The 23,615-nt window shown below is 61.2% G+C and carries 23 protein-coding genes; 11 read left to right on the top strand and 12 right to left on the bottom strand.

Annotated elements, in window-relative coordinates:
- Window positions 1-3: 3 nt before the first annotated feature.
- The 4 genes from Q1A85_RS10290 to Q1A85_RS10305 all read right to left on the bottom strand — a co-directional run bounded on the left by Q1A85_RS10290 (window position 4) and on the right by Q1A85_RS10305 (window position 5,306).
- Window positions 4-2,088, bottom strand: a complete 2,085-nt coding sequence (locus tag Q1A85_RS10290) for an alpha-galactosidase (RefSeq protein WP_299688127.1) — start codon at window positions 2,086-2,088, stop codon at window positions 4-6.
- A complete protein-coding gene (locus tag Q1A85_RS10295) occupies window positions 2,085-2,933 on the bottom strand; it encodes a carbohydrate ABC transporter permease (RefSeq protein ID WP_299688130.1) in 849 nt (282 codons plus the stop codon). Before Q1A85_RS10295 ends, Q1A85_RS10290 begins: the two co-directional genes overlap by 4 nt.
- A 1-nt stretch (window position 2,934) precedes the next feature.
- Window positions 2,935-3,930 (bottom strand): sugar ABC transporter permease, encoded by a 996-nt coding sequence (locus tag Q1A85_RS10300; RefSeq protein WP_299688133.1) that lies wholly within the window; start codon window positions 3,928-3,930, stop codon window positions 2,935-2,937.
- Between the two features lie 143 nt (window positions 3,931-4,073).
- Complete coding sequence (locus Q1A85_RS10305; protein WP_299688136.1) at window positions 4,074-5,306, bottom strand: extracellular solute-binding protein; 1,233 nt, start codon at window positions 5,304-5,306, stop codon at window positions 4,074-4,076.
- A gap of 226 nt (window positions 5,307-5,532) precedes the next feature.
- Between Q1A85_RS10305 and Q1A85_RS10310 the strand changes: the two genes are divergently transcribed.
- Both Q1A85_RS10310 and ugpC read left to right on the top strand, forming a co-directional pair.
- Window positions 5,533-6,321, top strand: coding sequence for an IclR family transcriptional regulator (locus tag Q1A85_RS10310; protein WP_299688139.1), 789 nt, complete (start codon window positions 5,533-5,535; stop codon window positions 6,319-6,321).
- Between the two features lie 17 nt (window positions 6,322-6,338).
- Window positions 6,339-7,400 carry a sn-glycerol-3-phosphate ABC transporter ATP-binding protein UgpC gene (gene ugpC, locus Q1A85_RS10315; protein WP_299688142.1) on the top strand — a complete coding sequence of 354 codons (1,062 nt, stop codon included), beginning with the start codon at window positions 6,339-6,341 and terminating at the stop codon, window positions 7,398-7,400.
- Between the two features lie 365 nt (window positions 7,401-7,765).
- Here the strand turns inward: ugpC and ptsP are convergent, their stop codons facing one another.
- On the bottom strand, window positions 7,766-10,009 hold the full coding sequence (ptsP, locus tag Q1A85_RS10320) for a phosphoenolpyruvate--protein phosphotransferase (protein ID WP_299688144.1): 2,244 nt from the start codon (window positions 10,007-10,009) through the stop codon (window positions 7,766-7,768).
- Between the two features lie 58 nt (window positions 10,010-10,067).
- Here ptsP and Q1A85_RS10325 point away from each other — a divergent pair, with 58 nt between their 5' ends.
- Window positions 10,068-10,325: a hypothetical protein gene (locus Q1A85_RS10325; protein WP_299688148.1), complete on the top strand. Its 258-nt coding sequence runs from the start codon at window positions 10,068-10,070 to the stop codon at window positions 10,323-10,325.
- Between the two features lie 494 nt (window positions 10,326-10,819).
- Here Q1A85_RS10325 and Q1A85_RS10330 read toward each other — a convergent pair whose 3' ends face one another.
- The 4 genes from Q1A85_RS10330 to Q1A85_RS10345 all read right to left on the bottom strand — a co-directional run bounded on the left by Q1A85_RS10330 (window position 10,820) and on the right by Q1A85_RS10345 (window position 13,847).
- Window positions 10,820-12,055 carry an aspartate kinase gene (locus Q1A85_RS10330; RefSeq protein WP_299688151.1) on the bottom strand — a complete coding sequence of 412 codons (1,236 nt, stop codon included), beginning with the start codon at window positions 12,053-12,055 and terminating at the stop codon, window positions 10,820-10,822.
- Window positions 12,056-12,260: 205 nt separating this feature from the next.
- Window positions 12,261-12,905, bottom strand: a complete 645-nt coding sequence (locus tag Q1A85_RS10335; RefSeq protein WP_299688154.1) for an SDR family NAD(P)-dependent oxidoreductase — start codon at window positions 12,903-12,905, stop codon at window positions 12,261-12,263.
- 4 nt (window positions 12,906-12,909) lie between these two features.
- The gene (locus Q1A85_RS10340; RefSeq protein WP_299688157.1) at window positions 12,910-13,329 is read right to left on the bottom strand and encodes a DUF1178 family protein; all 420 of its coding nucleotides are present in this window, start codon (window positions 13,327-13,329) and stop codon (window positions 12,910-12,912) included.
- A gap of 56 nt (window positions 13,330-13,385) precedes the next feature.
- On the bottom strand, window positions 13,386-13,847 hold the full coding sequence (locus tag Q1A85_RS10345) for an NUDIX hydrolase (protein WP_299688160.1): 462 nt from the start codon (window positions 13,845-13,847) through the stop codon (window positions 13,386-13,388).
- Between the two features lie 183 nt (window positions 13,848-14,030).
- Between Q1A85_RS10345 and modA the strand changes: the two genes are divergently transcribed.
- Genes modA through modC form a run of 3 tightly spaced genes read left to right on the top strand, consistent with a single transcriptional unit; the run spans window position 14,031 to window position 16,542 of the window.
- A complete protein-coding gene (gene modA, locus Q1A85_RS10350) occupies window positions 14,031-14,765 on the top strand; it encodes a molybdate ABC transporter substrate-binding protein (protein ID WP_299688163.1) in 735 nt (244 codons plus the stop codon).
- Window positions 14,762-15,457, top strand: a complete 696-nt coding sequence (gene modB, locus Q1A85_RS10355) for a molybdate ABC transporter permease subunit (RefSeq protein WP_299688166.1) — start codon at window positions 14,762-14,764, stop codon at window positions 15,455-15,457. Before modA ends, modB begins: the two co-directional genes overlap by 4 nt.
- Window positions 15,454-16,542, top strand: coding sequence for a molybdenum ABC transporter ATP-binding protein (gene modC / locus Q1A85_RS10360; RefSeq protein WP_299688169.1), 1,089 nt, complete (start codon window positions 15,454-15,456; stop codon window positions 16,540-16,542). Before modB ends, modC begins: the two co-directional genes overlap by 4 nt.
- Here modC and Q1A85_RS10365 read toward each other — a convergent pair.
- Entirely contained in the window at window positions 16,505-17,272 is a 768-nt protein-coding gene (locus Q1A85_RS10365; protein WP_299688172.1) for an EcsC family protein, read from the bottom strand. The genes modC and Q1A85_RS10365 overlap by 38 nt on opposite strands.
- Before the next feature lie 31 nt (window positions 17,273-17,303).
- Entirely contained in the window at window positions 17,304-17,789 is a 486-nt protein-coding gene (locus tag Q1A85_RS10370) for an N-acetyltransferase (protein ID WP_299688175.1), read from the bottom strand.
- An 87-nt stretch (window positions 17,790-17,876) separates the two neighbouring features.
- Here Q1A85_RS10370 and Q1A85_RS10375 point away from each other — a divergent pair, with 87 nt between their 5' ends.
- Both Q1A85_RS10375 and Q1A85_RS10380 read left to right on the top strand, forming a co-directional pair.
- Window positions 17,877-18,482 carry a flavin reductase family protein gene (locus tag Q1A85_RS10375; RefSeq protein WP_299688178.1) on the top strand — a complete coding sequence of 202 codons (606 nt, stop codon included), beginning with the start codon at window positions 17,877-17,879 and terminating at the stop codon, window positions 18,480-18,482.
- The gene (locus tag Q1A85_RS10380; protein WP_299688181.1) at window positions 18,479-19,099 is read left to right on the top strand and encodes a CatB-related O-acetyltransferase; all 621 of its coding nucleotides are present in this window, start codon (window positions 18,479-18,481) and stop codon (window positions 19,097-19,099) included. The genes Q1A85_RS10375 and Q1A85_RS10380 overlap by 4 nt, the downstream gene beginning before the upstream one ends.
- A 47-nt stretch (window positions 19,100-19,146) precedes the next feature.
- On the opposite strand, the gene Q1A85_RS10385 is transcribed toward Q1A85_RS10380, so the two are convergent.
- Complete coding sequence (locus tag Q1A85_RS10385) at window positions 19,147-20,787, bottom strand: SulP family inorganic anion transporter (protein WP_299688184.1); 1,641 nt, start codon at window positions 20,785-20,787, stop codon at window positions 19,147-19,149.
- Window positions 20,788-21,556: 769 nt separating this feature from the next.
- On the opposite strand from Q1A85_RS10385, the gene Q1A85_RS10390 reads away from it, so the two are divergent.
- From Q1A85_RS10390 to Q1A85_RS10400, 3 genes are read left to right on the top strand one after another with little or no spacing between them, the layout of a single operon-like run.
- Window positions 21,557-22,429, top strand: a complete 873-nt coding sequence (locus tag Q1A85_RS10390; RefSeq protein ID WP_299688187.1) for an S-methyl-5'-thioadenosine phosphorylase — start codon at window positions 21,557-21,559, stop codon at window positions 22,427-22,429.
- Between the two features lie 15 nt (window positions 22,430-22,444).
- The gene (locus tag Q1A85_RS10395) at window positions 22,445-23,080 is read left to right on the top strand and encodes a LysE family translocator (RefSeq protein ID WP_299688190.1); all 636 of its coding nucleotides are present in this window, start codon (window positions 22,445-22,447) and stop codon (window positions 23,078-23,080) included.
- A complete protein-coding gene (locus tag Q1A85_RS10400; RefSeq protein ID WP_299688193.1) occupies window positions 23,077-23,607 on the top strand; it encodes an adenine phosphoribosyltransferase in 531 nt (176 codons plus the stop codon). Before Q1A85_RS10395 ends, Q1A85_RS10400 begins: the two co-directional genes overlap by 4 nt.
- The last annotated feature ends 8 nt before the right edge of the window (window positions 23,608-23,615 follow it).

The following is a 23,615-nucleotide window of genomic DNA, read 5'->3' on the forward strand; positions in this document are numbered from 1 at the left end:
GGCTCAGGCGAGGTCGCCTTTGACGACCCACATGCGTTCGGGAAAGCTCCACGGCAGTGTGAGGCCATGATACATCAGATAGGCGCCGCTCACCACGATCGGGCCGGATTTCAGCGGGATATCTCCGCGCGACAAATGGCCCGCATCGGCGCGGTTCACCAGCTCGACCCGGTACTTGGCGTCCGGTGTCAGGCGCGTCAGGCGCAAGGGGCGCGGCGCGATCTGGGCACTGGTCGCCTCCTTGCCCGCAAAGACGACAAATTGCGCGCCGCCCTGTTCGAGGTGCTGTTCGGCGATGACGGATGGATCGGCGCTGTCCAGCCTCAGGATGTCCGCGCCGTGCATCCAGGCGCGGTTGTGTTTCCACCAGCCGGTGACGTCGCTCAGCACCTGCGCCTCGTCTTCGGTCAGCTCGCGTGGGTCCATCTCGAACCCCATATGCCGCTGTGCGGCCACCCATGCCCGAAACCGGATGTCGAGCGTGCGGCCCGAGGTGTGGCAGGTGCGCGGCCCCACATGGGAGCCCGTAACCGCCATCGGCAGAAAGATCGAGGCGTTGTGCTGCATCCGCAGCCGCTCAGTTGCGTCGTTGCTGTCGCTTAGCCAGACCCGCTGGCAGCGTTCCATGATGCCAAAGTCAATGCGCCCGCCCCCGCTTGCGCAGCTTTCAATCTCCACATGCGGAAAACGGGCGCGCAGCCGGTCCAGCAGCGCATAAGAGCCGCGGGTTTGTGCGGCGTCGGGCATGGGCAACACGCGGTTGTGGTCCCACTTGATGTATTCAATGTCGTGACGGCTGAGGATGTCGCTGATCCGTTCAAACAGGAACGACTGCACCGCCGGAAGGGCCATGTTCAGCGCCATCTGCTGACGGCCCATGATCTGATCCTCGCCCCCCAACGCCCAGTCGGGGTGGGCGCGGAAAATGTCGGAGTTTGGGTTGATCATCTCGGGCTCGAACCAGATGCCGAAGGACATGGCTTGGGCCTTCACGTGGTCGATCAGCGGGGTCAGCCCATCGGGATACTTGCGCGGATCGACCTCCCAATCGCTGAGCGCTTGGGTGTCGTCGTCGCGGTTGCCGAACCAGCCATCGTCCAGCACGAACCGTTCGGCCCCGAGGACGGCGGCGCGGGTGGCGATGTCCTTCAACTCATCAAGATTATGGTCGAAATAGACAGCCTCCCAGCAATTGTAGTGCACGGGCCGCGGTGCGTCGGGCCGTGGAAAGGCCACGACGCGGTCGCGCAGATGCCGTTGGAACGCGACGGCGCACCCGTTCAGGCCATCGTCGGAAAAAACCGCATAGAGCTTGCCGGTCGAAAACTTCTTTTGCGCGCTGCTTTCCACCCGCGCGGCATGACCGAACTGGATTTGGCGGCGACCGTCGGGCAGTTCTTCGGCCACCATGCGGTGCCCGCCGGACCAGCCATAGTGGAAGGCATAGGTGTGGCCCGAGGCGTTGGACGCCCCGCGCACCGGCACGACAAGGCCGGGGAAATGTTCGTGCCCCGTCCGGCCTGTGCGGTTCTCGCGGTAGCGGATGCCGGGGGACCACGGCGTGCGGTTCATCTGAAATTCGCCGCACCAACGCCCAGCAAAATCGATCATCTCATCGCTGAGTTGGGGCGCCGGAAACACCGGTGCGCTGAGCCAATGCAGGTGCATGGGCTCTTCGGCCTCCAACTCTGCGCTGGCCTCGATGATGTGCGTTTCCGGATCAAGCGCGAAGCGTGCGCGATAAAGCAGCACGCGGTCCTGATCCACATACGTGAGCACAAGAACGCCGTCGCCCAGATCCGCCTGTTCCAGACAGAACTTGGGCAGGAACGGCGTGCCGTCCCCGTGCCGGATGATCAGGCCGGGTTGTCCGGGAAAGGACCGGGTCGCCTCCGGGCAAATGCTCAACTCTGGATTCGCGTCCAGCATCCCGCCGGTCACGTCCAGCGTGTACGCTTCATAAAGTGTCGTCAGATCTTCTTCATCCGGTAGACGCGGCCCCCAATAGACCACCTCTGCCAACCGGCCCCGCATAGAGCCGAGAACAAGTGTCTGACGCCCGTCATCGAGCCGCCAGCATCGTATCACTTTACGGCCCCCAGTGTGAGCCCCGCGATAAAGTGGCGCTGCATCAGGAAAAAGCAGGCAACAGGCGGGATCGCGGCCAGCAGCGACGCCGCCGACACCAGATGCCAGTTGTTCACAAACTGCCCGTTCAGCGCGCGCACACCCGCCGTAATCGGCTTGGCACTTTCGCCTTGGGTCAACACGTTGGCCCAGAAAAAGTCGTTCCACACAAAGGTAAAGATCAGCACAGCCAACGCCGCAATCGCGGGCCGCACGAGCGGCAGCACCACATACCAGAAGATCTTCCACTCCGCGATGCCCTCGATCCGGGCGGATTCGATCAGGTCAAAGGGCAGTGCCTTGATAAAGTTGCGCATAAACAATGTGCAGAACCCGGTCTGGAAGGCCGCATGGAACAGGAATTGCCCCGCAATCGTGTCATAGAGGCCGGTCTGGACGGACATGTCGCGGACCGGCACCATGAGGATCTGGAACGGGATAAAGTTGCCCGCCACAAACAGGAAAAACAGCGGCAATGCGACCCGGAACTTGTAGATCGCCAGCGCGTAGCCCGCGAGGCAGGCCAGCGCCACCGAGATCATCACCGTGGGCACGGTGATCAGGACGGAGTTCCACATGTACTGCGCCGCAGCCGACTGGGTAAAGACCGCCGTATAGTTCTCGATGATCGCAAATTCTGACGGCCAGCCGAACACGTTGCCCGAGTTGATGTCCTTGGCCGACCGGATCGAGGTCAGCAGGATCGCGAGCAACGGCAGCAGCCACAGGATCAGCGCGACGGGCAAGAAGGCCTGATAGGCCGTCCGTGCGACGGGGCCGGATTTTTCGATGGGTTTCGGAAACATCTCAGCGCCCCCCCTTCTCGTCTTGGTACATGCGCCACAGGAAATAGCTGATGAAAAACAGCATGATGCCGAACAGGACCGTCGCCACGGCAGACCCGTAGCCATAGCGTTCGCCATATTCGGAAATCGCCACCTCGTACATGTAATGCGACAGCACATTGGTGGAGCCGAACGGCCCCCCTTGGGTCATAATCGCGATCATGTCAAAGCTGCGCAAAGCGCCGATGACGGTCACCACCACCGCAATGAAGGTCGCAGGTTTCAGTTGTGGGACAACCACGTACCACAGCATCTTCCAACCCTTGGCCCCGTCAAGGCGCGCCGCCTCAATCTGGTCTGCAGCCACGTTGTTGAGACCGGTGAGGTACAGGATCATGCAATAGGCGATCTGCGGCCAAAGACCCGCGGCGATGATGCCGTAGGTCGCCCACTCAGGGCTCGACAGGATGTCGGGCGCGGGGCGTGAACAATTGAAGGTCACGTTGCCAAGGATATTGGTCGTCTCTTCGCAAAACAGCGCCTTCCACACTGTGCCCACCACCCCGAAATCCGGGTTGTAGAACCAGCCAAAGATCAGGCCAACAACAACCTGCGAGATGACAAAGGGGAAGAAGAACATAGACTTGTAGAACCGCATCCCCGTGACCGTCTGGTTCAGGAAAAGTGCGATGAACAGGCCCAGCGGCACGGCCAGCATATAGAGGATCAGCCAAGCAATGTTGTTGCGCAGCGAGGTCCAGAAATTCGGGTCATCCCACAGCTTGGTGTAGTTTTCGAACCCGACCCAGACAGCGGTGGAATTGCCGTCCGCGTCATAAAGGCCGTTCCATTCGTAAAGGCTCAGCCACAGCGATTCAAAGATCGGGATGACCACGTAGATCGCAAAAAAGAACAGCGCGGGGATCAGGAAAATCCATGGCGCAATTGCCAGTTTGTTACGTGCGAACCAGCCCGGATCTGCGTCGGATCGCGCCTCGTGCAGTGTTGCGTCAGCCATTTGGATACGCCTCCTCGCTGGAATCGGTCAGCGCCACGTTGGGCGGTCATAACCTTTTGAAAAAACGCGCAAACGTGCTTGCAAAAGGCAATGGTCGGAAAAGGTGCAGGACGGGCAAGGCTGCCCATCCTGCGTGAGAGGTCTTAGTTGTAGACTTCTTCCTGAACGGTATCGAGGCGCTCAAGAACCGCGTCCATTTTGGACGTGTCCAGCATGAACTCCTGGAACCCTTCCATGCCCGCCTTGGCCATCGCGGCCGGTGCGTCACGGTCATAGAACTGCGCGAGACCGGTGGCCGCGTTCAGCAGGGCAAAGCCTTCTTGGATGAACTTGTCATCCGAGATGTCAGCCTTGGAGTTGATGGGCAGCTGGCCAATGGTCTTGTTCCACTGTGTCTGCACATCAGGGCGCGCAACGAAGGCCAGGAATTTCTTGGCGTCTTCGACGTTCTTGGCGTTTGCCGGGATAAAGAACGCGTCTGCTGGCGCTTCTTCGGCAGGCGGGATCGATGCGTCGATCACGGGGAACGGCATGAAGTCGATCTGGTCTTCGGTGAGACCCGCGTTCTTGTAGCCATCGACCGAGAAGTTGCCCATCACGTACATCGCCGCGTCACCGTTGGCGAAGGGCGCAATGGCGTCCTGCCAAGACATCGAGGCGTGGTTGTCCACAAAACCGCATTCGTTGATCAGCGTTTCCCAGTTCTGGAAGGTCGCCTTGATGCGTGGATCGGTGTACTTGATCTCGCCGGCGGTCAGCGCGTTGTGCACGTCATAGCCGTTGGTGCGCAGGTTGATGTAGTCGAACACACCGGCTGCGGTCCAAAGGAACTTGGTGCCGATGGTGAACGGTGTCACGCCGTTTTCTTTCATCTTGGCGCAACCGGCCAGCATGTCGTCCCACGTGGCGAACTCTTCCAGTTCCAGCAGGTCAAAGATGTCTTTGCGGTAGTAGATACCCCACTGGTAGTAGGAATAGGGCACGCCCCAGATCTTGCCGTCGCGGGACATGGTCGCCTTGATCGCGGCCAGATCTTCGTCGAATCCGTTCGCTTCCCACACATCGTCCACAGGCTGGAACAGGCCCGCATCGACGAAGGGTGCCATGCGGTTGCCGGGGTACCAGCTGGTCACGTCAGGCGCGTCAGCGGTCAAAAAGTTGCGGATCGCGGTCTTGTGCGCTTCGCGGTCGTTGATGTTGACGATCACGTTGATGTCGGGGTTTTCCGACTTGAACAGCTCAACAGCGTCTTCAAAGCCCTTCTTGGGGCCAGGGTTGAGGTCATCGAAGTTGATGACGAGGTCGCGCGCAAATGCCGTTCCGGCGACAGCCGAAAGCGCAATAGCCGCCACAGCGGTTTTAAAGTTCAGGAACATGGTTTCCTCCCGTTGGTTCCTTATGGTTCCGTGGCCGGAGCGTGTCTCATCCCGCCAACCACGAAAAGTCAGATTTCTTTTGACTTCGGTTCCCGCTTTGTGGATGTTCCACATAGTGAAACCGAATTCCAACTATTGGAACTGTAGGGGCCACGCGGGGCCAAGGTCAACAGATTTATCCTTCCTCAGGGAGGTAATCAGACAGACCCCGGAGGGAGGAGAAACGATGAACAGCGCCGCCCCCCGCACCGGCGAGGGAACGATTGGTAAGGCATTGGATGTGCTCGATCTTGTTGCAGGACAAGAGCGCCCGGTACGCTTTTCCGAACTGCTCGCGCTGTCCCCGCATCCCAAGGCAACTTTGTACCGGCTGGTGCAAAACCTCACCCATCTGGGCATGTTGCGCTATGATGTGGACCGGCAAACCTATGCGCCCGGGCTACGCCTTGTGAGCCTTGCCCACGCGGCATGGCGGCAAAGCTCGCTGGCGCCCATCGCCCGGCCCTATATCGATTCGCTCAGCCAGACCGTGGGCGAAACCGTGCATCTGGCGCAGCTTGACGGGGGGCAGGTCCTTTATGTCGACAAGCGCAACGCAACCGAACCGATTGAGATGTTTTCCCAAGCAGGCAAGGTCGGTCCGGGTTATTGCACCGGCGTGGGCAAGGCGATGCTTGCCTATCTGCCGGCCGACACGCTGGACACGGCACTGGCCCAGCAGGCGTGGTTCGCACATACCGCGCACACGCATACGGATGCCGAATCGCTCAAATCCGAATTGGCCGAAATCCGCGCCGAAGGTGTGGCGTTCGACCGCGAAGAACATGAACCGGGCATCATCTGCGTCGCCGCCCCGATCCTGTCGGGCGCAGGACGCGCGATTGGCGCGCTCAGCGTCACAACATCCATTTCGCGCAAGTCGCTGGACGATTTGTCTGCCCTTGCGCCGCACCTGAAATCCACGGCGCAGGACATCGCCGCGGCCGCTGCCAACTGGCAGTTCCCAAGCCAATAGCATGAGGGGGAGACACCATGACCGGCGTGACACTCAACAAGGCGATCAAGCGCTACGGCGCGACCCAGGTCATCCACGGCGTCGACCTGACCATCGAAGATGGCGAGTTCTGCGTGTTTGTCGGCCCGTCGGGCTGTGGCAAGTCCACGCTCTTGCGGATGATCGCCGGGCTGGAGGAAACGTCCGACGGTCAGATCCATATCGGCGCGCGTGACGTGACCCACATGGACCCGGCGGCGCGCGGCGTGGCGATGGTGTTCCAGACCTACGCGCTTTATCCGCATATGACGGTCGAGGAGAACATGGGCTTTGGCCTCAAGATGAACGGCGTCGACAAGGCCGAGATCAAGCGTAAGGTCGACGGTGCCTCCAAAATCCTCAAGCTCGACGACTATCTGTCGCGCAAACCTGCGGCCCTGTCGGGCGGTCAGCGCCAGCGCGTGGCCATTGGTCGGTCCATTGTACGCGGGCCAGAGGTGTTCCTGTTTGACGAGCCGTTGTCGAACCTCGATGCCGAATTGCGCGTGGACATGCGGGTCGAGATTGCCCGCCTGCACAAAGAACTTGGGACCACGATGATCTACGTGACCCATGATCAGGTCGAGGCGATGACGCTGGCCGACAAGATCGTCGTGCTGCGCGCTGGCTATATTGAGCAGGTCGGAAGCCCTATGGACCTCTACAAAGACCCCGACAACAAGTTCGTCGCCGGGTTCATCGGCTCTCCCGCCATGAACTTCTTGCGCGGCGTGGCAGAGGCAGGTGGCGTAAAGGTGCCCGCGCTTGCGGACCGGGTCATTCCAACAACCGTCGCTTTGCCCGAACCGGGCAGCGACGTCACCGTCGGCATCCGCCCGCAGGACATGGACCTGACCGCCGAACCATCCGCGCTAAGCCTCGACATCCGCGAACGGTTGGGCGGCGTCGCATACGACTACCTCACCGCCCCCACGGGCGAACGGCTGATCGTAGAGACCAAGGGCGATCTGGCGATGGAAGAAGGCACCGAAGTCACCGTGTCCTTTGATGAAACGCGCGCGATGTTCTTTGACGCAGAAAGCGAAGCACGCCTGCGCTGATCCCGCGAGCCAACCGCAACATCGAAAAACCGCGCCCCTGTGGCGCGGTTTTTTCTGGCCTGTGGATCGGGAGACTGGACGATTGGGGATGAAAGCCACGCAGGTGGATAAAAATCAAAAAATCTTCGATACTGTGGGATCTTTTAGCCAAGAAGGTTGTAAAATTATAATGTGTCGCAAACATAGAATATTCGTTGATAATAATTATCCACAACAGCGACACCCAAATGTGGATGAATCAGGCAATTTTCCACTGCGTTCTACGGGTCTCTCGTATCGCTGAGCCAGAAAACTGCCGATCGTGGCACACAAACGCGTTCTCAGCGTCGTGCCTCAGCCTTACACCGTAAGCCCTTCATAAAACGTTAGGATTTCCCCTGTCCGCGCAGGTATTCCATAATCGCCGGGCGCACGTTCATGTCGCCGCGATGCCGTGCATCCGTGATCACCTTGCGCACATCGTCGAGGTTTGACCGCCTGAGCAGCGATTTCACCGGCCCGATGGACGCCGGTCGCATCGAAAGATTGCGCAACCCAATGGCGGCAAAACACAGCGCTTCGACCGGGCGGCCTGCATCCTCACCACAGAAGCTCAATGGCGTACCTGAGACTTCGCACCGCTCGACGATCCGTTCGATAAAACTCAGGAACGACACGTTCAGAGTGTCGTAGCGCCGCCGCACCCGCTCATTCTCGCGGTCTGCGGCAAAGAAAAACTGTTTCAGGTCATTGCCCCCAATGGACAGAAACCCGACCTCTTCAAAGAATTTGTGGGGCGCAAAGGCGAGGCTGGGCGTTTCCAGCATCGCGCCGACCTCAATGCTTTCGGGCAGGACGTGGCCCAGCTTGCGCTCGCGGTCCATTGCCTTGTCGATCTCGGCCCGCGCGCGGGTGTATTCCTCGTATTGCGCTACAAAGGGGAACATCACGGTGAGCGGGCGCCCATTCGCCGCGCGGATCAGCGCCTGCAACTGCATCCGCATCACGCCCGGTTTGTCGAGACCAACGCGGATCGCGCGCCACCCCAGCGCCGGGTTCGGCTCGTCATTGGGTTTCATGTAGGGCAGCACCTTGTCCGACCCGATGTCGAGCGTGCGAAATACGACCTTTTTGCCGCCCGCTGCATCCAGCACACGGGAATAAAGCGCGCTCAACTCTGACCGCCGGGGCATCTGGTTGCGCACCAAAAACTGCAATTCCGTCCGAAACAGGCCCACGCCTTCGGCACCGGAGCCGTCCAGCGACGGCAAATCTGCCATCAGACCAGCGTTCATGTGCAATTTGATCAAACTGCCGCATAACGTTTCGGCCGGCTTGTCCCGGATCGACGCATAGCGCTCTGCGGCGGCGGCCTGCATCGCCATCTTGTCGCGGAATGCCGTGACAACAGTGTCGTCCGGGCGCAGGTGTACAATGCCCTGTTCCCCGTCGACCAATACGTGATCACCGTTCAGCGCCTCCAGCGTGGCGCGCTCTGTGTGCACGATCAGCGGAATGGCCAGTGCACGCGCCACGATTGCCGCATGACTGCCCACAGACCCAGCTTCGAGGATAATCCCCTTGAGACCGCGCCCATAGTCGAGCAACTCCGCCGGCCCGATGTTCCGGGCCACCAAAATGGGATCGGGCGGCAGTTCGGCCCCGGTGTCACTGCCCTGCCCGGTCAGGATGCGCAGCAATCGGTTGGACAGATCGTCCAGATCGCTCAGTCGTTCGCGCAGGTAGCTGTCGGTTGCCTGCCCGATCCGTGTGCGGGCCAGCGATTGTTCTTTTTCCACAGCGGCTTCGGCGCTCAGCCCGCGACTGATGTCCTCTTCCATCCGCCGCATCCAGCCCTTGGAATTGGCAAACATCCGGTACGCCTCGAGCACCTGAAGCTGTTCTTTGTCCGCCGCAAGGCTGAGCATCTTGTCGACGCCCACGCGCAGTTCCTCGACGCCTTCCTTCAACCGCTCCAACTCGCGATGCGGGTCGTCGGCGATGGGGTTGGTGACCACGACGCGCGGTTCGTGCAGCCATATATGGCCTTCGGCCACGCCTTCCTGCGCGACCGTCCCGCGCAGCATCGCGGGCTGGCTGTGGCGCGCGCCCATGGCAGCCCCTTCGCCCACAAAAGCGCCCAGTTCCGTCATTTCAGCCAGAACCATCGCCACAACTTCAAGCGCATAGACTTCGTCAGCGGAAAACTCGCGCGCCTGTTTGGATTGGACCACAAGCACGCCCATGCTTTCGCCCAGTCGCTGGATCGGGACGCCAAGAAAGCTGGAAAACACCTCTTCGCCGGTTTCGGGCATAAACCGGAACCCGCGTGCATTGGGCGCATCCGCCGTGTTCACGACCTGCCGCCGCCGCGCCACGCGGCCCACCAGCCCCTCACCCAAACGCATCCGCGTCTGGTGCACCGCGTCGGGGTTCAGCCCTTCGGTCGCACACAGTTCCAGCGTTTCTTCGTCCCGGAAAAGGTAGATCGAACAAACCTCGGACCCGATGCTGTCGGCGATCAGATGCGTGATCTTGTCCAGACGCGCTTGGCCCGGGTCATCCCCGGCCATCGTATCCCGCAAGCGCCCCAAGAGCTTGCGGCTTTCGGTCTCCACGCTTTCTGCCATGGCAAATCCGTCCTTCGCGCGCCGCTGTCGTCTGCTTAGACCACAGCGCGCACGGATTTTGAACGCCGATTTTTCGCAACCGGCGGTTAAGTTACAGTCGGTTGAACGGCAGGCGCTCAACGTCCATGGTCAGCACGTGGAATTTGAGGCCGGTTTTGGCCAGAACTGGCAGATCAATCACTTCGGTCGGCCTATTCTCGCCCATATCTGGGAACAGCCGCCAAAGTTCGCGACCCAAATTTGTGCCATGACAGCCCAGCGGATCAACCACCCTGCTTCAAACGCGATGCTGGGCGTCAACATCTCTGTTGCATAGTGTGTTTGACGGCGGTTGCTTCAAGGATTTCCTGAAATGATCAGGGACGCCCGAGTATGTCCCAATCAGGCACGGTGACCTTGGCCAAGTTGGGCGCGTCTTCCAGAAACATCGCATATTGCGCCGACCGCTTGGCCCAACGTCTCCTCGACACCTTTGCTTTGCCTGCGTTGTGTGTGGCACTGGAAGGGTTGCCAAGGATTCGCCTCAGCGTGGCACAAGGAAACCGACACGCTCACCGGATAACTGGCACAATACAACACCACCTGCCGCCGCGCTCGCAATGCACTTGCGCGGACCGCCGCAGCTTACCTTTTCAGGATGGCAGGGTTTGTATGCGCGAAAGAACCGCTGTTGGCCGCCCGTTCCCTTGCCGATGCTCTTCCCTGCCGCGCTCGCAACCGCCAAAGCCATGTCGAACTGCCACAGCAAAGCGACACATCCATGGCCCAGACAGGTTCAACCACTCGGGTATAGCGTTTTTCAGCTACCTCTCAGGCCGCTTTGTCGAGCTCAAACGCATCATGCAACGCCTGTACGGCAAGCTCCATGTATTTGCGGTCAATCAGCACGCTGATCTTGATCTCAGAGGTCGTGATCACCTTGATGTTGATGCCCTCATTGCTCAGACATTGGAACATCTTGGCCGCGACGCCAGTGTGGCTGCGCATCCCGATGCCCACGACGCTGACCTTGGCCACGTCGGTGTCGGCGATCAATTCGGCAAAATTGATGATGTTGCCATTGGCCTCCGCCATCGCTGCCTCGGCCCGCGCCACCTGATCGGTCGGGCACGAGAAGGTCATATCCGTTCGCCCCTCTTCCGAGATATTCTGCACGATCATGTCGACATTCACACCCGCATCGCTGAGCGCGCTAAAGATTGTGGCCGCGATCCCGGGACGGTCGGCCACACTGACAAGCGTCATCTTCGCCTCATCCCGACTATAGGCGACACCGGCAACCACATTGCTTTCCACGATATCCTCCTCGGCGCACACCAGCGTGCCCGCATCATCCGATTGTTCCTCAAAACTCGACAGCACCCGCAGGCGCACCGAATAGCGCATGGCCAATTCGACCGAGCGCGTCTGCAACACCTTGGCACCCAGCGACGCCAGTTCCAGCATCTCTTCAAAGGCGATCCGGTCCAGCTTGCGCGCCTTGGGGCTGACCCGCGGATCAGTGGTATAGACCCCGTCCACATCCGTGTAGATGTCGCACCGTTCCGCCTCAAAGGCCGCGGCAAAGGCTACAGCCGTTGTGTCGCTGCCCCCACGCCCAAGCGTGGTGATCCGTCCTTCCGCGCTCACCCCCTGAAAGCCTGCGACCACTGCAACCTTCATGCCTTCGGCAAACTTGGCACTGATATTGTCGGTCGGGATTTCTTCGATCCGCGCTGCCGAATGGGCCGAGGTCGTCCTGAGCGGCACCTGCCAGCCTTGCCAACTGCGCGCAGGCACGTCCATTTCCTGCAAAGTCAGCGCCATCAGGCCAGCGGTCACGTTCTCGCCCGACGACACAACAGCATCATATTCCCGCGCATCGTACAGGGGCGATGTCTCACCAACCCAACCGACCAGTTCATTCGTCTTGCCCGACATGGCCGACACGATGACAATCACATCATGTCCCTTGGCCACTTCGACACCCACGCGCTTGGCGGCGCGGCGGATGCGGTCGAGTGTGGCAACGGACGTGCCGCCGAATTTCATGACAAGAACAGGCATGGATCAAAGCCCCGAAACATCTTTCCGCCCGCCTCTACCGCCACGCCTGCATGAACGCAAGACAACCAAAGTCCGCCCCGTCTCTGTCCCCGAAAAATCCCCGCCGGAGGCATAGCGGTCAGGGGCGTCTGAAAAGACGCCTCTGACATAGAATCGTGTCGCGCTTCAGCGCGTCAATTCGACAAACGCCACGCGACAAAGAGGCCTAAAGCGGGTGCGCGCACCCGTCCCATGTCTCAAAACATCCCGTACTGTCCGGGCCGAGGGCGGCAAACCGCTCCACCAGCCCCGTCACCGCCTGATCCACGGAAATATCGGCTTCGGCCCCGCCCATATCCGTCCGCACCCAACCGGGATGATAAACGCCCACCGCGATGCCCTCTGGCCGCAAGGCGCTGGCCAGATTGAGGCCAAGGTTCAGCGCCGCTGCCTTTGATACGCGGTAGATCAGCGATGTGCCGCTGGCCCGTGTGCTCGACCCCATCTGGGACGAGATGATGGCCACTTTGGGCGCGGCGCTCAGCGCCAGATTGGGCAACAGACTTTGCACTGTCAAAAACACGCCTGTGACGTTGGCGGCAAAGGTCTGGGACCACAAATCGGGCGCATAGCCTGTGTCCAATGCCTCGCCCTTGTCCAGATAAACGCCTGCATTGCACACCAGCAAATCCACCGCGCGTCCTTCCAACGCCTTGGCCATGGCGGTGTGATCAGCGGGCTGCGTGACATCCAGCGTCATTTGCGCCCCTGCTGACCGGCCAGTGCCGGTCACAACATGGCCCGCGTTGCGATAATAGTCGGCAAGGCCCGCGCCAATGCCGCGGGTCGCGCCCGTGATAACGATGTGCATGACGTCAGTTCGCTTTCCGTGTGGGAATGAATGGCAGCGGCGCCACAGGCACCCCGTCTTCGATCAAGGATTTCGCCTCTTCGGGTTTGGCCTCGCCAAAAATGGGGCGATCGGGCACGTCACCCAAATGCTGGGCCCGCGCTTCTTTGGCAAAGTCGCCGCCCACGTAGGTTGCATTGGCTTCGATATTCGCGCGCAGCTTGGCCAGCGCCGCGGATGTATCCTCGGCGGGCGGTTCCGCCGGTGCGTCGGCGTCCCGCACGGTCTTTACCCGCGGTGCCATCAACGCTTTGGCAATGCGGGGCGATCCGCACACCGCGCAGGTCACGTGTCCCGCACCATGCAAGCTGTCATAGGCTTGGGCGCTGGCAAACCAGCTCTCGAACCCATGGCCGTCATCACATTTCAACGCATATTTGATCATCGTGTGCCGAAGATAGGCAGAGACACGCAAATGGCAATCCGACACATCGTCCCGGATCAACGCCAGTGGCGCGGGTCAAAGTCGCGCAGGATACGCGCCAGTTCCGGCTCACCCACCATGGCCGCCGCCTTTTTGCGGCTGACCCATTTGCGCTTGCGCTGCCCGGCTTCGGGAAAATCCGCCTCTAGCGAAATCACGCGCACGGCATAAACCATTGCCACACAGGGCAAATCCGTATCGTCATCTGTGATCTTGGTGTAGGAGAACAGCCCCAATGGCCTCGGATCGGGGCGTCCGACCACGCCCGCTTCTTCCCACGCTTCCTGTGCTGCACTCTCGTAAGGGGTCATGTTGTTGATCGGCCACCCTTTGGGCACGATCCAGCGGCCTGTCCCGCGAGACGTCACCAAAAGCACCTGCACTTTGTCATTTTTGACGCGGTAGCACAGCGCCGCAAACTGGGTGCGGACGTCGCTTTTGTGTCCCTTGCCAAACGACAATGGCAACTGCTTGATCATCGGGGCCGTCAATTTCAAATCCTGCTTTTATCCACAACATAGGCGATTTTGCCCGCAATATCCAGAATCCTTGTGTTATTAATGTTCTAGCTCCACAAGATGATGCGTTTGTGACAGGCTAGCGCAAGCGCGTTACCACGATGTTGCTTGAGACTGCGCGCGCAATGACCATAAGTTTGGCCCATGAAAACTGCCCGCTGGATCAAAGGCTTGACGATGGCCGTATCGCTGCTGCTCGGCCCGCTTCAGGCCACGGCGGACCCGATCACCATTTTTGCCGCCGCCAGCCTTCAGGGTCCTTTGGATGAGGTCGCGGCGGCATGGCCCGGCGCGGCCACCCTCAGCTATGCCGGATCAGGCACCATCGCCCGCCAGATCAGTCTTGGCGCTCCGGCAGATGTGGTGATGCTGGCCAGTCCCGAATGGATGGAGTGGCTGGCGGATCGCGGTCATCTCGTTGGCGCGCCGGTCAATGTCACCTCCAACCAGCTTGTTCTGATCGGGCCGCCCGGGGCGACACAGTTTCCCTCTGTCGACATGGAAAATCTACGCGCGCGGCTGGGCGACGGCAGATTGGCCATGGGGCATCATCAGGCGGTGCCTGCTGGAGTATACGGTGCCGCATGGCTGCGCAGCATCAGCGCATGGGAAGATTTGCGCCCCCGTTTGGCGGAAACCGAGAATGTGCGCGCCGCCCTCGCGCTGGTGTCACGGGGCGAAGCCCCGCTGGGTCTGGTCTATGCCAGTGATGCGCAGGCCGACGGGACCGTTGAAGTGCTGTATTCCGTGCCCCCCGACATGCATCCGCCGATCCTGTATCCGGCAGCCGCCGTCACGTCCCAAGGGGCGGCCTTCATTGATCACCTCATGGCGCAGCGCGACAGATTTGCCACCGCCGGGTTCAAGAGCCTGCCATGATGATGGACGCCGCAGGGTGGGACGCGCTGCGCTTGTCGCTACTGGTGGGTGTCACCGCGACGTTGCTGGGGGTGCCGCTGGCCACGTGGATTGCGTGGCTGCTGGCCCGTGGTCAGTTCCGGGGCAAGGGGCTGCTGAATGCGCTTGTCCACCTCCCCCTCGTGTTACCGCCCGTCGTGACCGGCTATCTCCTGTTGCTCACCTTTGGGCGCACCGGTCCCGTGGGCCAGTTCCTTGAAAATACATTTGGCCTAGTGCTGGCCTTTCGCTGGACGGGGGCCGCGTTGGCCGCCCTTGTCATGGCCTTTCCCCTTATGGTGCGTGCCATCCGCCTCGCCATTGAGGCGGTCGATCCCAAACTCGAAGCCGCTGCGCGCACCCTTGGCGCGCCAAGCTGGGCCGTGTTTCGCACTGTCACCTTGCCCCTGATCCTGCCCGGTATCCTTGCGGGGGCCGTCATGGGATTTGCCAAGGCCATTGGCGAATTTGGCGCAACCATCACCTTTGTGGCAAATATTCCCGGCCAGACCCAAACCCTGCCCTCTGCCATCTACGCGCTGCTGCAAGTGCCCGGTGGCGAAGGCGCTGCGGCGACACTTGTTCTGTGGGCCTGCGTGCTGGCGCTGGGGGCTGTGGCGCTGTCGGAATGGTTGGCGCGGCGGGTTGCGGCGCGGATTGCGGGCCAGCCGTGAGCTTGCGCGTCGCTCTCCGCCACGCCTTTGATGGCTTTGGCCTCGACGTCGCATTTACGGCGGGACCGGGCGTTACCGCCCTTTTTGGTCGTTCCGGTGCGGGCAAGACAACGGTCGTCAACGCTGTTGCGGGCCTGTTGCGGCCCGATCATGCCGACATCGCACTGGGCCAGACACTCTTTGACAGCGGCACAACCCACCTGCCCCCAAACAAGCGACGCATTGGCTATGTGTTTCAGGACGCGCGGCTTTTTCCGCATCTGAGTGTCGCGGAGAATCTCGACTATGCGGCGCGCTTTGGCGCGCGGGCAAAGAACCGCGACCAGATCGTGGCGCTGCTGGGACTGGGCGACCTGCTGGGCCGCCGCCCCGCCACCTTGTCAGGCGGTCAGAAACAGCGGGTCGCTCTGGGCCGGGCCCTGCTCAGCGCGCCGCAGCTTTTGCTCATGGACGAACCGCTGGCGGCGCTCGACGCCCCGCGCAAGGCAGAAATCCTGCCGTATCTCGAACGGCTCAAAGCCGAAAGCGCGGTGCCCATCCTGTATGTCAGCCACGCACTTGACGAGGTGGCGCGCCTCGCTGACCGGATTGTGGTGCTGGACGGCGGGCGCATCCGTGCGGATGGCCCGGTTTTTGACGTGCTGGCCGATCCTGAACTTGTCCCGCTGTTCGGCGTGCGCGAGGCGGGCGCGATTCTGCCCGCCACAGTGACCGAGCGGGCGGCGGACGGGCTTACCCGTCTGACGACCTCTGCCGGGGATGTTCACCTGATGGGCGTTCATGCGGCACAGGGCGACACGATCCGCCTGCGCGTTCTGGCGCAGGACGTCATGCTGTCACGCACCCGCCCCGACGGGCTGAGCGCGTTGAACATCTTGCCCGTACGCATCTCGCATATCTACAAGGGCGATGGACCCGGTGTGGCCCTGCGGCTGATGGCAGGTGACGACCCACTGCTGGCACGCATCACCGCGCGGGCGCTGGCGTATCTGGATCTCAGCGAAGGGGACGAGTGCTTTGCCATACTCAAGGCGTCTTCGGTGGCGCCTACGGCGATTTCCGGGGCACAGACAGCGCCAGTTTAAGCCGTGCGACCGCCACGTCATGCGGAATGTCCGCCTCTACCGCGAGACGGCGCAAGCCGAAATGCACATGCGCGATGTCGGTGTAGTAATTCACATACGCATAGTTCGTGGCCGCACCCGCGGCGGCTCCCAGAACTGGCACGGTCTGTGCCGCCAGCTTCTGTCCCATCGCGGCGGCCAGTCGTGGCGCAACTCGGGTCACGAGGGCCTGCATCGCCGCACCAGACAGCGCCATGCGCGCCCCCATAAATCCAAGGTCGGCCCCATCGTCATGCGCCAGTGGTCCCGCGGCGGAAAACACCTGCACACAGTCGAACCTGACGGAATCGGCAGCCGGGTCAAACCCATGCTGCACCGCCACGCCTTCGATCACGCGCAACAGCATCGCCGTCGTCAGAGGCAATTCCGCCAGCGCCGTCGGCAGACCGCCAAATCCGCCCGCAGCCCCCATGGCCGACGTGACGGCCCGGTTCATCCACGGCGACTGGTCCGGCACAACGCGCCGTGACTGGCTGGCGACGGCCAACGCCTGCACCAATGCTGCATGGGTCGCCTGACCCAATTGGTCCCGCACTTCGCGCGGCAACCTGTCGATCAGGCCATCCATTTGACCGCCGATGATGTTCAAAAGCTGTATGCCAAACCCGCCTGCCGCCTCATGGCGCTGCGCGAGACGTGCGATCTCGGCCTCGGGATCAACGGGCGGCGGTGCGGATATGATCTCGTTCATGATGTTAAGGTGGGCAACATTGCCTCGGGTTTCAATCGTGCCGGGTGACTTTTCCGCAAACGCCGTCCCATGCGCCGGGGATCACCTCATGCCCCAGCACCCGATCCGGGTTGGTCGGTGGCGGCATTTCGACCCCACCCAACCGCGCAAAACCAAAGCGGGAATAATATGGTGCGTCCCCCACCAGCATCACCCGCGCCCAGTCCAGCCCTTCGGCCACGCCAAGCGTCTCGCGGATCAGTGCACCGCCCAAGCCTTCGCCCTGACGCGTCGGGTGGACGGCGATCGGCCCCAGCAACAGCGCGTCCTTCGCACCGACGCGCACAGGCCAGTAGCGAATGGCGCCCGCCAAAATCCCGCCCGCGTCACGGGCCACATAGCTCAGTTCCGGCACCGGGGGCACATCATCCCGCAGCCGGTAAGACGACAGCGCCTCCCGGCCCGGCGCAAAACACAAATCATAGAGGGCCTCGACCTCCCACCAGTCCTCCGGCGTCTCGGGCGTGAGGGTATACATGGCGTGCGCGTCGTCTCGGATGGTCTGGGCTGGAAACCGCCCTACCATGCAGGTAAGCCATGCGCAAACGCGCTCATGGAGACTGACATGTTCTATCGTCCCGCAGATGGCCACGGCCTGCCCCATAATCCGTTCAACGCCATCGTGACACCGCGGCCCATCGGCTGGATTTCGACCCGAGACACCGCCGGTCACGACAATCTCGCGCCCTACTCGTTCTTTAATGGGGTGGCGTACGTGCCGCCACAGGTCATGTTCGCCTCCACCGGAGCCAAGGACGACCGCGACGGCACCAAGGACAGCGTGGCCAACCTGCGCGAAACGGGCGTGTTTTGCGTGAACGTCGTCGAAGAGGCCGCCAAGGACGTTATGAACGAAACGTCCGGCCCATGGGACGCCAGCACCGACGAATTTGCGTTGGCCCAGATCGAAAAGGCCGAATGTGCCGAGATCAACTGCGCCCGCGTGGCCAGCGCGCCTGCGTCCATGGAATGCCGTGTGACGCAGATCGTGCAGATCGAAGGGGCCGCAAACTATGTCGTCTTTGGCGAGGTGGTCGGCATTCACCTGCGGGATGACTGTATCGTCGATGGCATCTTTGACGTGCTGCAATACCGGCCACTGACACGGCTGGGGTATCGTGACTATTCGGTGGTCCGGGACAAATTCAGTCTTAAACGACCGGGCGAATGACATTTCCAGACGCCACCCGCGCCTATCCTGTCACATTGCCGGACGGTTCATCCCATGCAGGCACGGTGTTTCTGTCCCAAGTGATCGACCATCCGGGCTGGGAGGTGGGTGATTACACCTACGCCTCGGACTTTGCACCGCCCGAGGATTGGGCCAGCCGCCTTGCCCCGTATCTATTTGGCGGGCCTGAGCGGTTGCGGATCGGTCGGTACGGCCAGATCGCGCACGGCGTGCGTTTTATCACCTCGGGGGCAGACCACGCGACCGACGGGCTGACCACATTCCCCTTTCCCATCTTCGACCCCGCGCGGATCGGCAGCTACCAGCCGGACACCCGCGACACAGTGATCGGCCACGATGTCTGGCTTGGCCATGGTGCGATGGTGTGCCCCGGAACGCACATCGGGCACGGCGTCATAGTGGGCGCAGGCGCTGTGGTGCGGGGCACGGTCCCGGACTACGCGATCGTTATGGGAAATCCGGCGCAGGTGGTGCGGATGCGGTTCAACCCGGACACGGTCGCCCGACTGCTTGCCCTTTGTTGGTGGGATTGGCCGCCGGAACGCGTGGCAGCGGCAGTGCCTGCGTTGCTTTCAGGGGACATCGACGGCCTGTAGCCGTCTGCGCCCCACCAGATGATTAGAGAACCGGAGGTTCCCCGCCCTCAGTGCCCGCCAAGGATACCCGTCCGCACGCCATAGTTTACCGCCACGCCGTAATCCGGGTCATCGTCACTGTCGACGATCAGGTGCCCCGCACGTGTCAGCAGCTTGTGGCAATCCCGCGTCAGGTGCCGCAGTTGCACCCGCTTGCCTTCATCCGCGTATTTCAGCGCCACAGCTTCGACCGCCTGCAGGGCGGACTGGTCCACCAAGCGGCTGTCAGCAAAGTCGATGATGACTTCTTTGGGGTCCGTTTCCACTTGGAACAACTCAACAAAGCCGGACGCCGAACCAAAGAACAGCGGCCCTTGCACCTGATACACCCGCGCGCCTTCCGGCGTCTCATAGGTCTTGGCGTGAATACGGCGGGCATTGTTCCACGCATAGGCCAGCGCTGACACAATCACGCCAACCACAACTGCGACGGCAAGGTCTTCGAGCACCGTCACCACCGTCACCAACACGATCACAAACGCATCTGTCAGCGGCACTTTGCGCATGATCTTGAGGCTGTTCCACGCAAACGTCCCGATCACCACCATGAACATCACACCCACCAGGGCAGCCAGCGGAATAAGCTCGATAATGGACGATCCGACAAGGATAAAGGCCAGCAGGAACAGTGCCGCTGCGACACCAGCAATCCGGGTCCGCCCGCCTGATTTTACGTTGATCATCGACTGACCGATCATCGCGCAACCGCCCATGCCGCCAAAGAAACCCGTCGCCGTATTGGCCACACCTTGGGCGATACATTCTTGGCTGGCACCCCCGCGCTGTCCGGTCAGATCACCGACGAGGTTAAGTGTCAAAAGGCTTTCGATCAGCCCGATCGCCGCGAGGATGACCGCATATGGCAGGATAATCTCGAACGTTTCCCATGTCAGCGGCACCATCGGGATATGGAAGGCAGGCAACCCCCCCTCGATGCTGGCCAGATCACCAACACGCGGCACCTCAAGGCCAAAGCCAATGACGATTGCCGCGACAATGCCGATGCCCGCCAGCGGTGCCGGGATCGCCTTGGTCACACGTGGCACGAGCCAGATGATCAGCATCGTCAACCCCACAAGTGCCAGCATCAGGTACAGCGGCAGGCCCGACAACCATTCGCCACCGCCCATGCCGTGCCCGTCACTGACCACTGTGCCCGGCACCTTGAATTGGGTCATCTGCGCTAGGAAAATCACGATGGCCAGCCCGTTCACAAAGCCCAGCATGACCGGATGCGGCACCAACCGGATGAACTTGCCCCACTGCATGACGCCCGCAAAAATCTGCAACAGCCCCATGAGAACGACGGTGGCAAAGAGGTATTCAACCCCATGCTGCGCCACCAAGGCCACCATCACCACAGCCAACGCGCCCGTTGCACCTGAAATCATCCCCGGCCGTCCGCCAAAGATGGCCGTAATCAGCCCAACCATAAACGCCGCATAAAGCCCAACCAGCGGATGCACCCCAGCGACAAAGGCAAAGGCAACCGCCTCGGGTACCAGCGCCAACGCCACCGTCAGCCCCGACAACAATTCGGTCTTGATCTGGCCCGGCGTCAACTTCACCTCGCCCGGCGCGATGGAGAAATCTCCGAACCGGGTGTGCTTGTTACGATTGGCGATGTTGGCAAAATCAAAAAGGGCCATCACTTGTTCCGTCTGCATTTCCGCTTGTCACACGCATGGCAGTCTGCCGGGCTCGTACCGAAAAAGACTCACCGCGCGATGCTGCACGCACATATCAGCCACACCGCGGAATGCACGGTATTTATGGGTATACGCCCAAATGACTGGCCTGCGCATTGGCCACCGAATGGTTTTTGCGGAACGTGGAGGTGATTGTGGTGCCGTTCTGCACAGGTCTGCGCGGCTCAAATCACCGCGTTTTGGGTCAATGAACGCCAAACCGATCCTGATCACGGCACCCGAAAAAGGATGCTGCATCGCCGCGGTCGACAAATCGCCAAGCGGCAACCCAATGATCTGCGCGGACACCCCGTCTCGATCATGGCGGAGATTGCAAATGGCGCCGGCTCGACGTCCACATCGGGGTGTGTCGTTCAGTGACGCGCTGCGTCTTGGTCTGGAGAAAACGCGCGACACTGCGAACCGGGCAGCGTGTGCAATAAGGCTCTGTGCCTCTGGTTGTACCGCACATGGCTGATGTCGTCGTTTGGGGACAGGCCCGCCGCGCCGTGGAATACTACCACGGACCGCTTCTGGAATTCTTTCTTCACTCAGAGCCTGATCGGCCGGTGGGCACGGTATCAAAACACGTTCCTGAAGCATCACTCCCGGGAATATCCGCCATGAATGGCGGCAGCCCGGTGCACCAGCGCTGTGCACACCCGGTGTCCGCCTTGTGTATGCCGATTTTGCCTGCTTTAGTTGTCACAACGAACTCCGCGAGGCCCCCATGACTCTGACCAAAATTGCCGTGATTGGCGGCTCTGGCATTTACGATATTGACGGGCTGGAGGGGGCGGAATGGGTGTCTGTCGACACACCTTGGGGCACGCCGTCCGACGCGGTCCTGTCGGGCACTCTGGGTGGAGTTGCCATGCTGTTTCTGCCCCGTCACGGGCGGGGCCACGTGCATTCCCCCACCACTGTGCCATACCGCGCCAATATCGACGCGCTCAAACGGCTGGGGGCCACGGACATCATTTCCGTTTCGGCCTGCGGCTCGTTTCGCGAAGAAATGGCACCCGGCGATTTTGTCGTTGTAGATCAGTTTATTGACCGGACCTTTGCGCGGGAAAAGTCGTTCTTTGGCACTGGCTGCGTTGCGCATGTCAGTGTAGCGCATCCGACATGCCCGCGGCTTGGCGACGCGTGTGAAACCGCCGCGCGAGATGCCGGGATCACAGTGCACAAGGGCGGCACCTATCTGGCCATGGAAGGTCCGCAATTCTCGACTCTGGCAGAGTCAAAAATGTACCGCGACAGCTGGGGCGCGGATGTGATCGGTATGACCAACATGCCCGAAGCCAAACTCGCCCGCGAGGCCGAGCTGTGTTATGCGTCTGTCGCCATGATCACCGATTACGACAGCTGGCATCCCGACCACGGTGAAGTCGACGTAACCCAAATCATTCAGACACTTATGGGAAATGCGGACAAGGCGCGCGCCCTTGTGACGCGCTTGCCTGCCTTGCTGGGGGACAGTCGTGCGCCCTGCCCGCACGGCTGCGACCGCGCGCTGGAATACGCCATCCTCACCGCGCCTGAGGCGCGCGACCCCGACGTTGTCGCGCGGCTTGATGCCGTTGCAGGCCGCATCCTTTGACCATCGGAGATTTCCATGCCCTTTGACCTCTGGCTGGCCTTTGCCAGCGCCTCTGTCCTGCTCTTGGTGATCCCCGGCCCGACCCTCATGCTGGTGCTCAGCTATGCAATGACCCAAGGTCGGCGGGTGGCCGTTGCCTCTGCGTTGGGCGTCGCAACCGGTGATCTGATCGCGATGACCCTGTCTGTTATTGGCCTTGGTGCGCTGTTGCTGACATCCGCGCTGGCCTTCACCGTGCTCAAATGGATCGGCGCGATTTACCTTGTTTATCTGGGTCTTCGCATGTTGCGCAGTGCTGCGCGGCCGACCCAGACCACGGCACTAACCGACCGACCGGCGGGGCAAAGCGCGGGCAAGGTGTTCCGCGATCTGGCCACTGTCACGGCGTTGAATCCCAAATCCAATACCTTCTTCGTGGCCTTTGTGCCCCAGTTCATCCAACCCGACGCAGCCTTTGCGCCGCAGGCCGCAATTCTCATCGCAACCTTCGTTGCGATTGCCGCACTTAACGCCCTGATCTTTGCCCTGTGTGCACATGCGATGCGCAGCCGCATCACCCGGCCCGTGGTGCAGATGTGGCTGACCCGCTGCGGCGGCGCTGTACTTGTGGCCATGGGCGTCATGACTGCCACCCTCCGGAGAGCCACATGAAAACCGTTCAGGACTATATCCGCACAATCGTCGATTTTCCCCACGAAGGGATCATGTTCCGCGATGTGACCACGCTTTTCGCCGATCCGCGCGGGTTCCGCATGGCCATCGACCAGATGCTGCACCCGTATGCTGGAATGCAGATCGACAAGGTTGTGGGGCTGGAAGCGCGCGGCTTTATCCTCGGCGGCGCCATCGCGCACCAATTATCAGTGGGGTTCGTTCCGATCCGGAAAAAGGGCAAACTGCCGGGCGCCACGATCAGCCAAGCCTACACGCTCGAATACGGCGAGGCGGTTGTCGAAGTCCATGATGATGCCATCTCGGCTGGCGAAAAGATCCTGTTGGTCGACGATCTGCTTGCCACGGGCGGCACGGCAGAGGCGGGTATCAAGTTGGTCGAACGGCTGGGGGGCGAGATCATCTCCTGTTCTTTCGTAATCGACCTGCCAGAGCTTGGCGGTCGAAAGAAGCTAGAAGCGCTTGGCATGGACGTGCACGCCCTTTGCGCTTTCGACGGGCTGTAGGTGTAGGG

Source organism: uncultured Tateyamaria sp. (genome assembly GCF_947503385.1).
In the GTDB taxonomy this organism is placed as follows: Bacteria; Pseudomonadota; Alphaproteobacteria; order Rhodobacterales; family Rhodobacteraceae; genus Tateyamaria.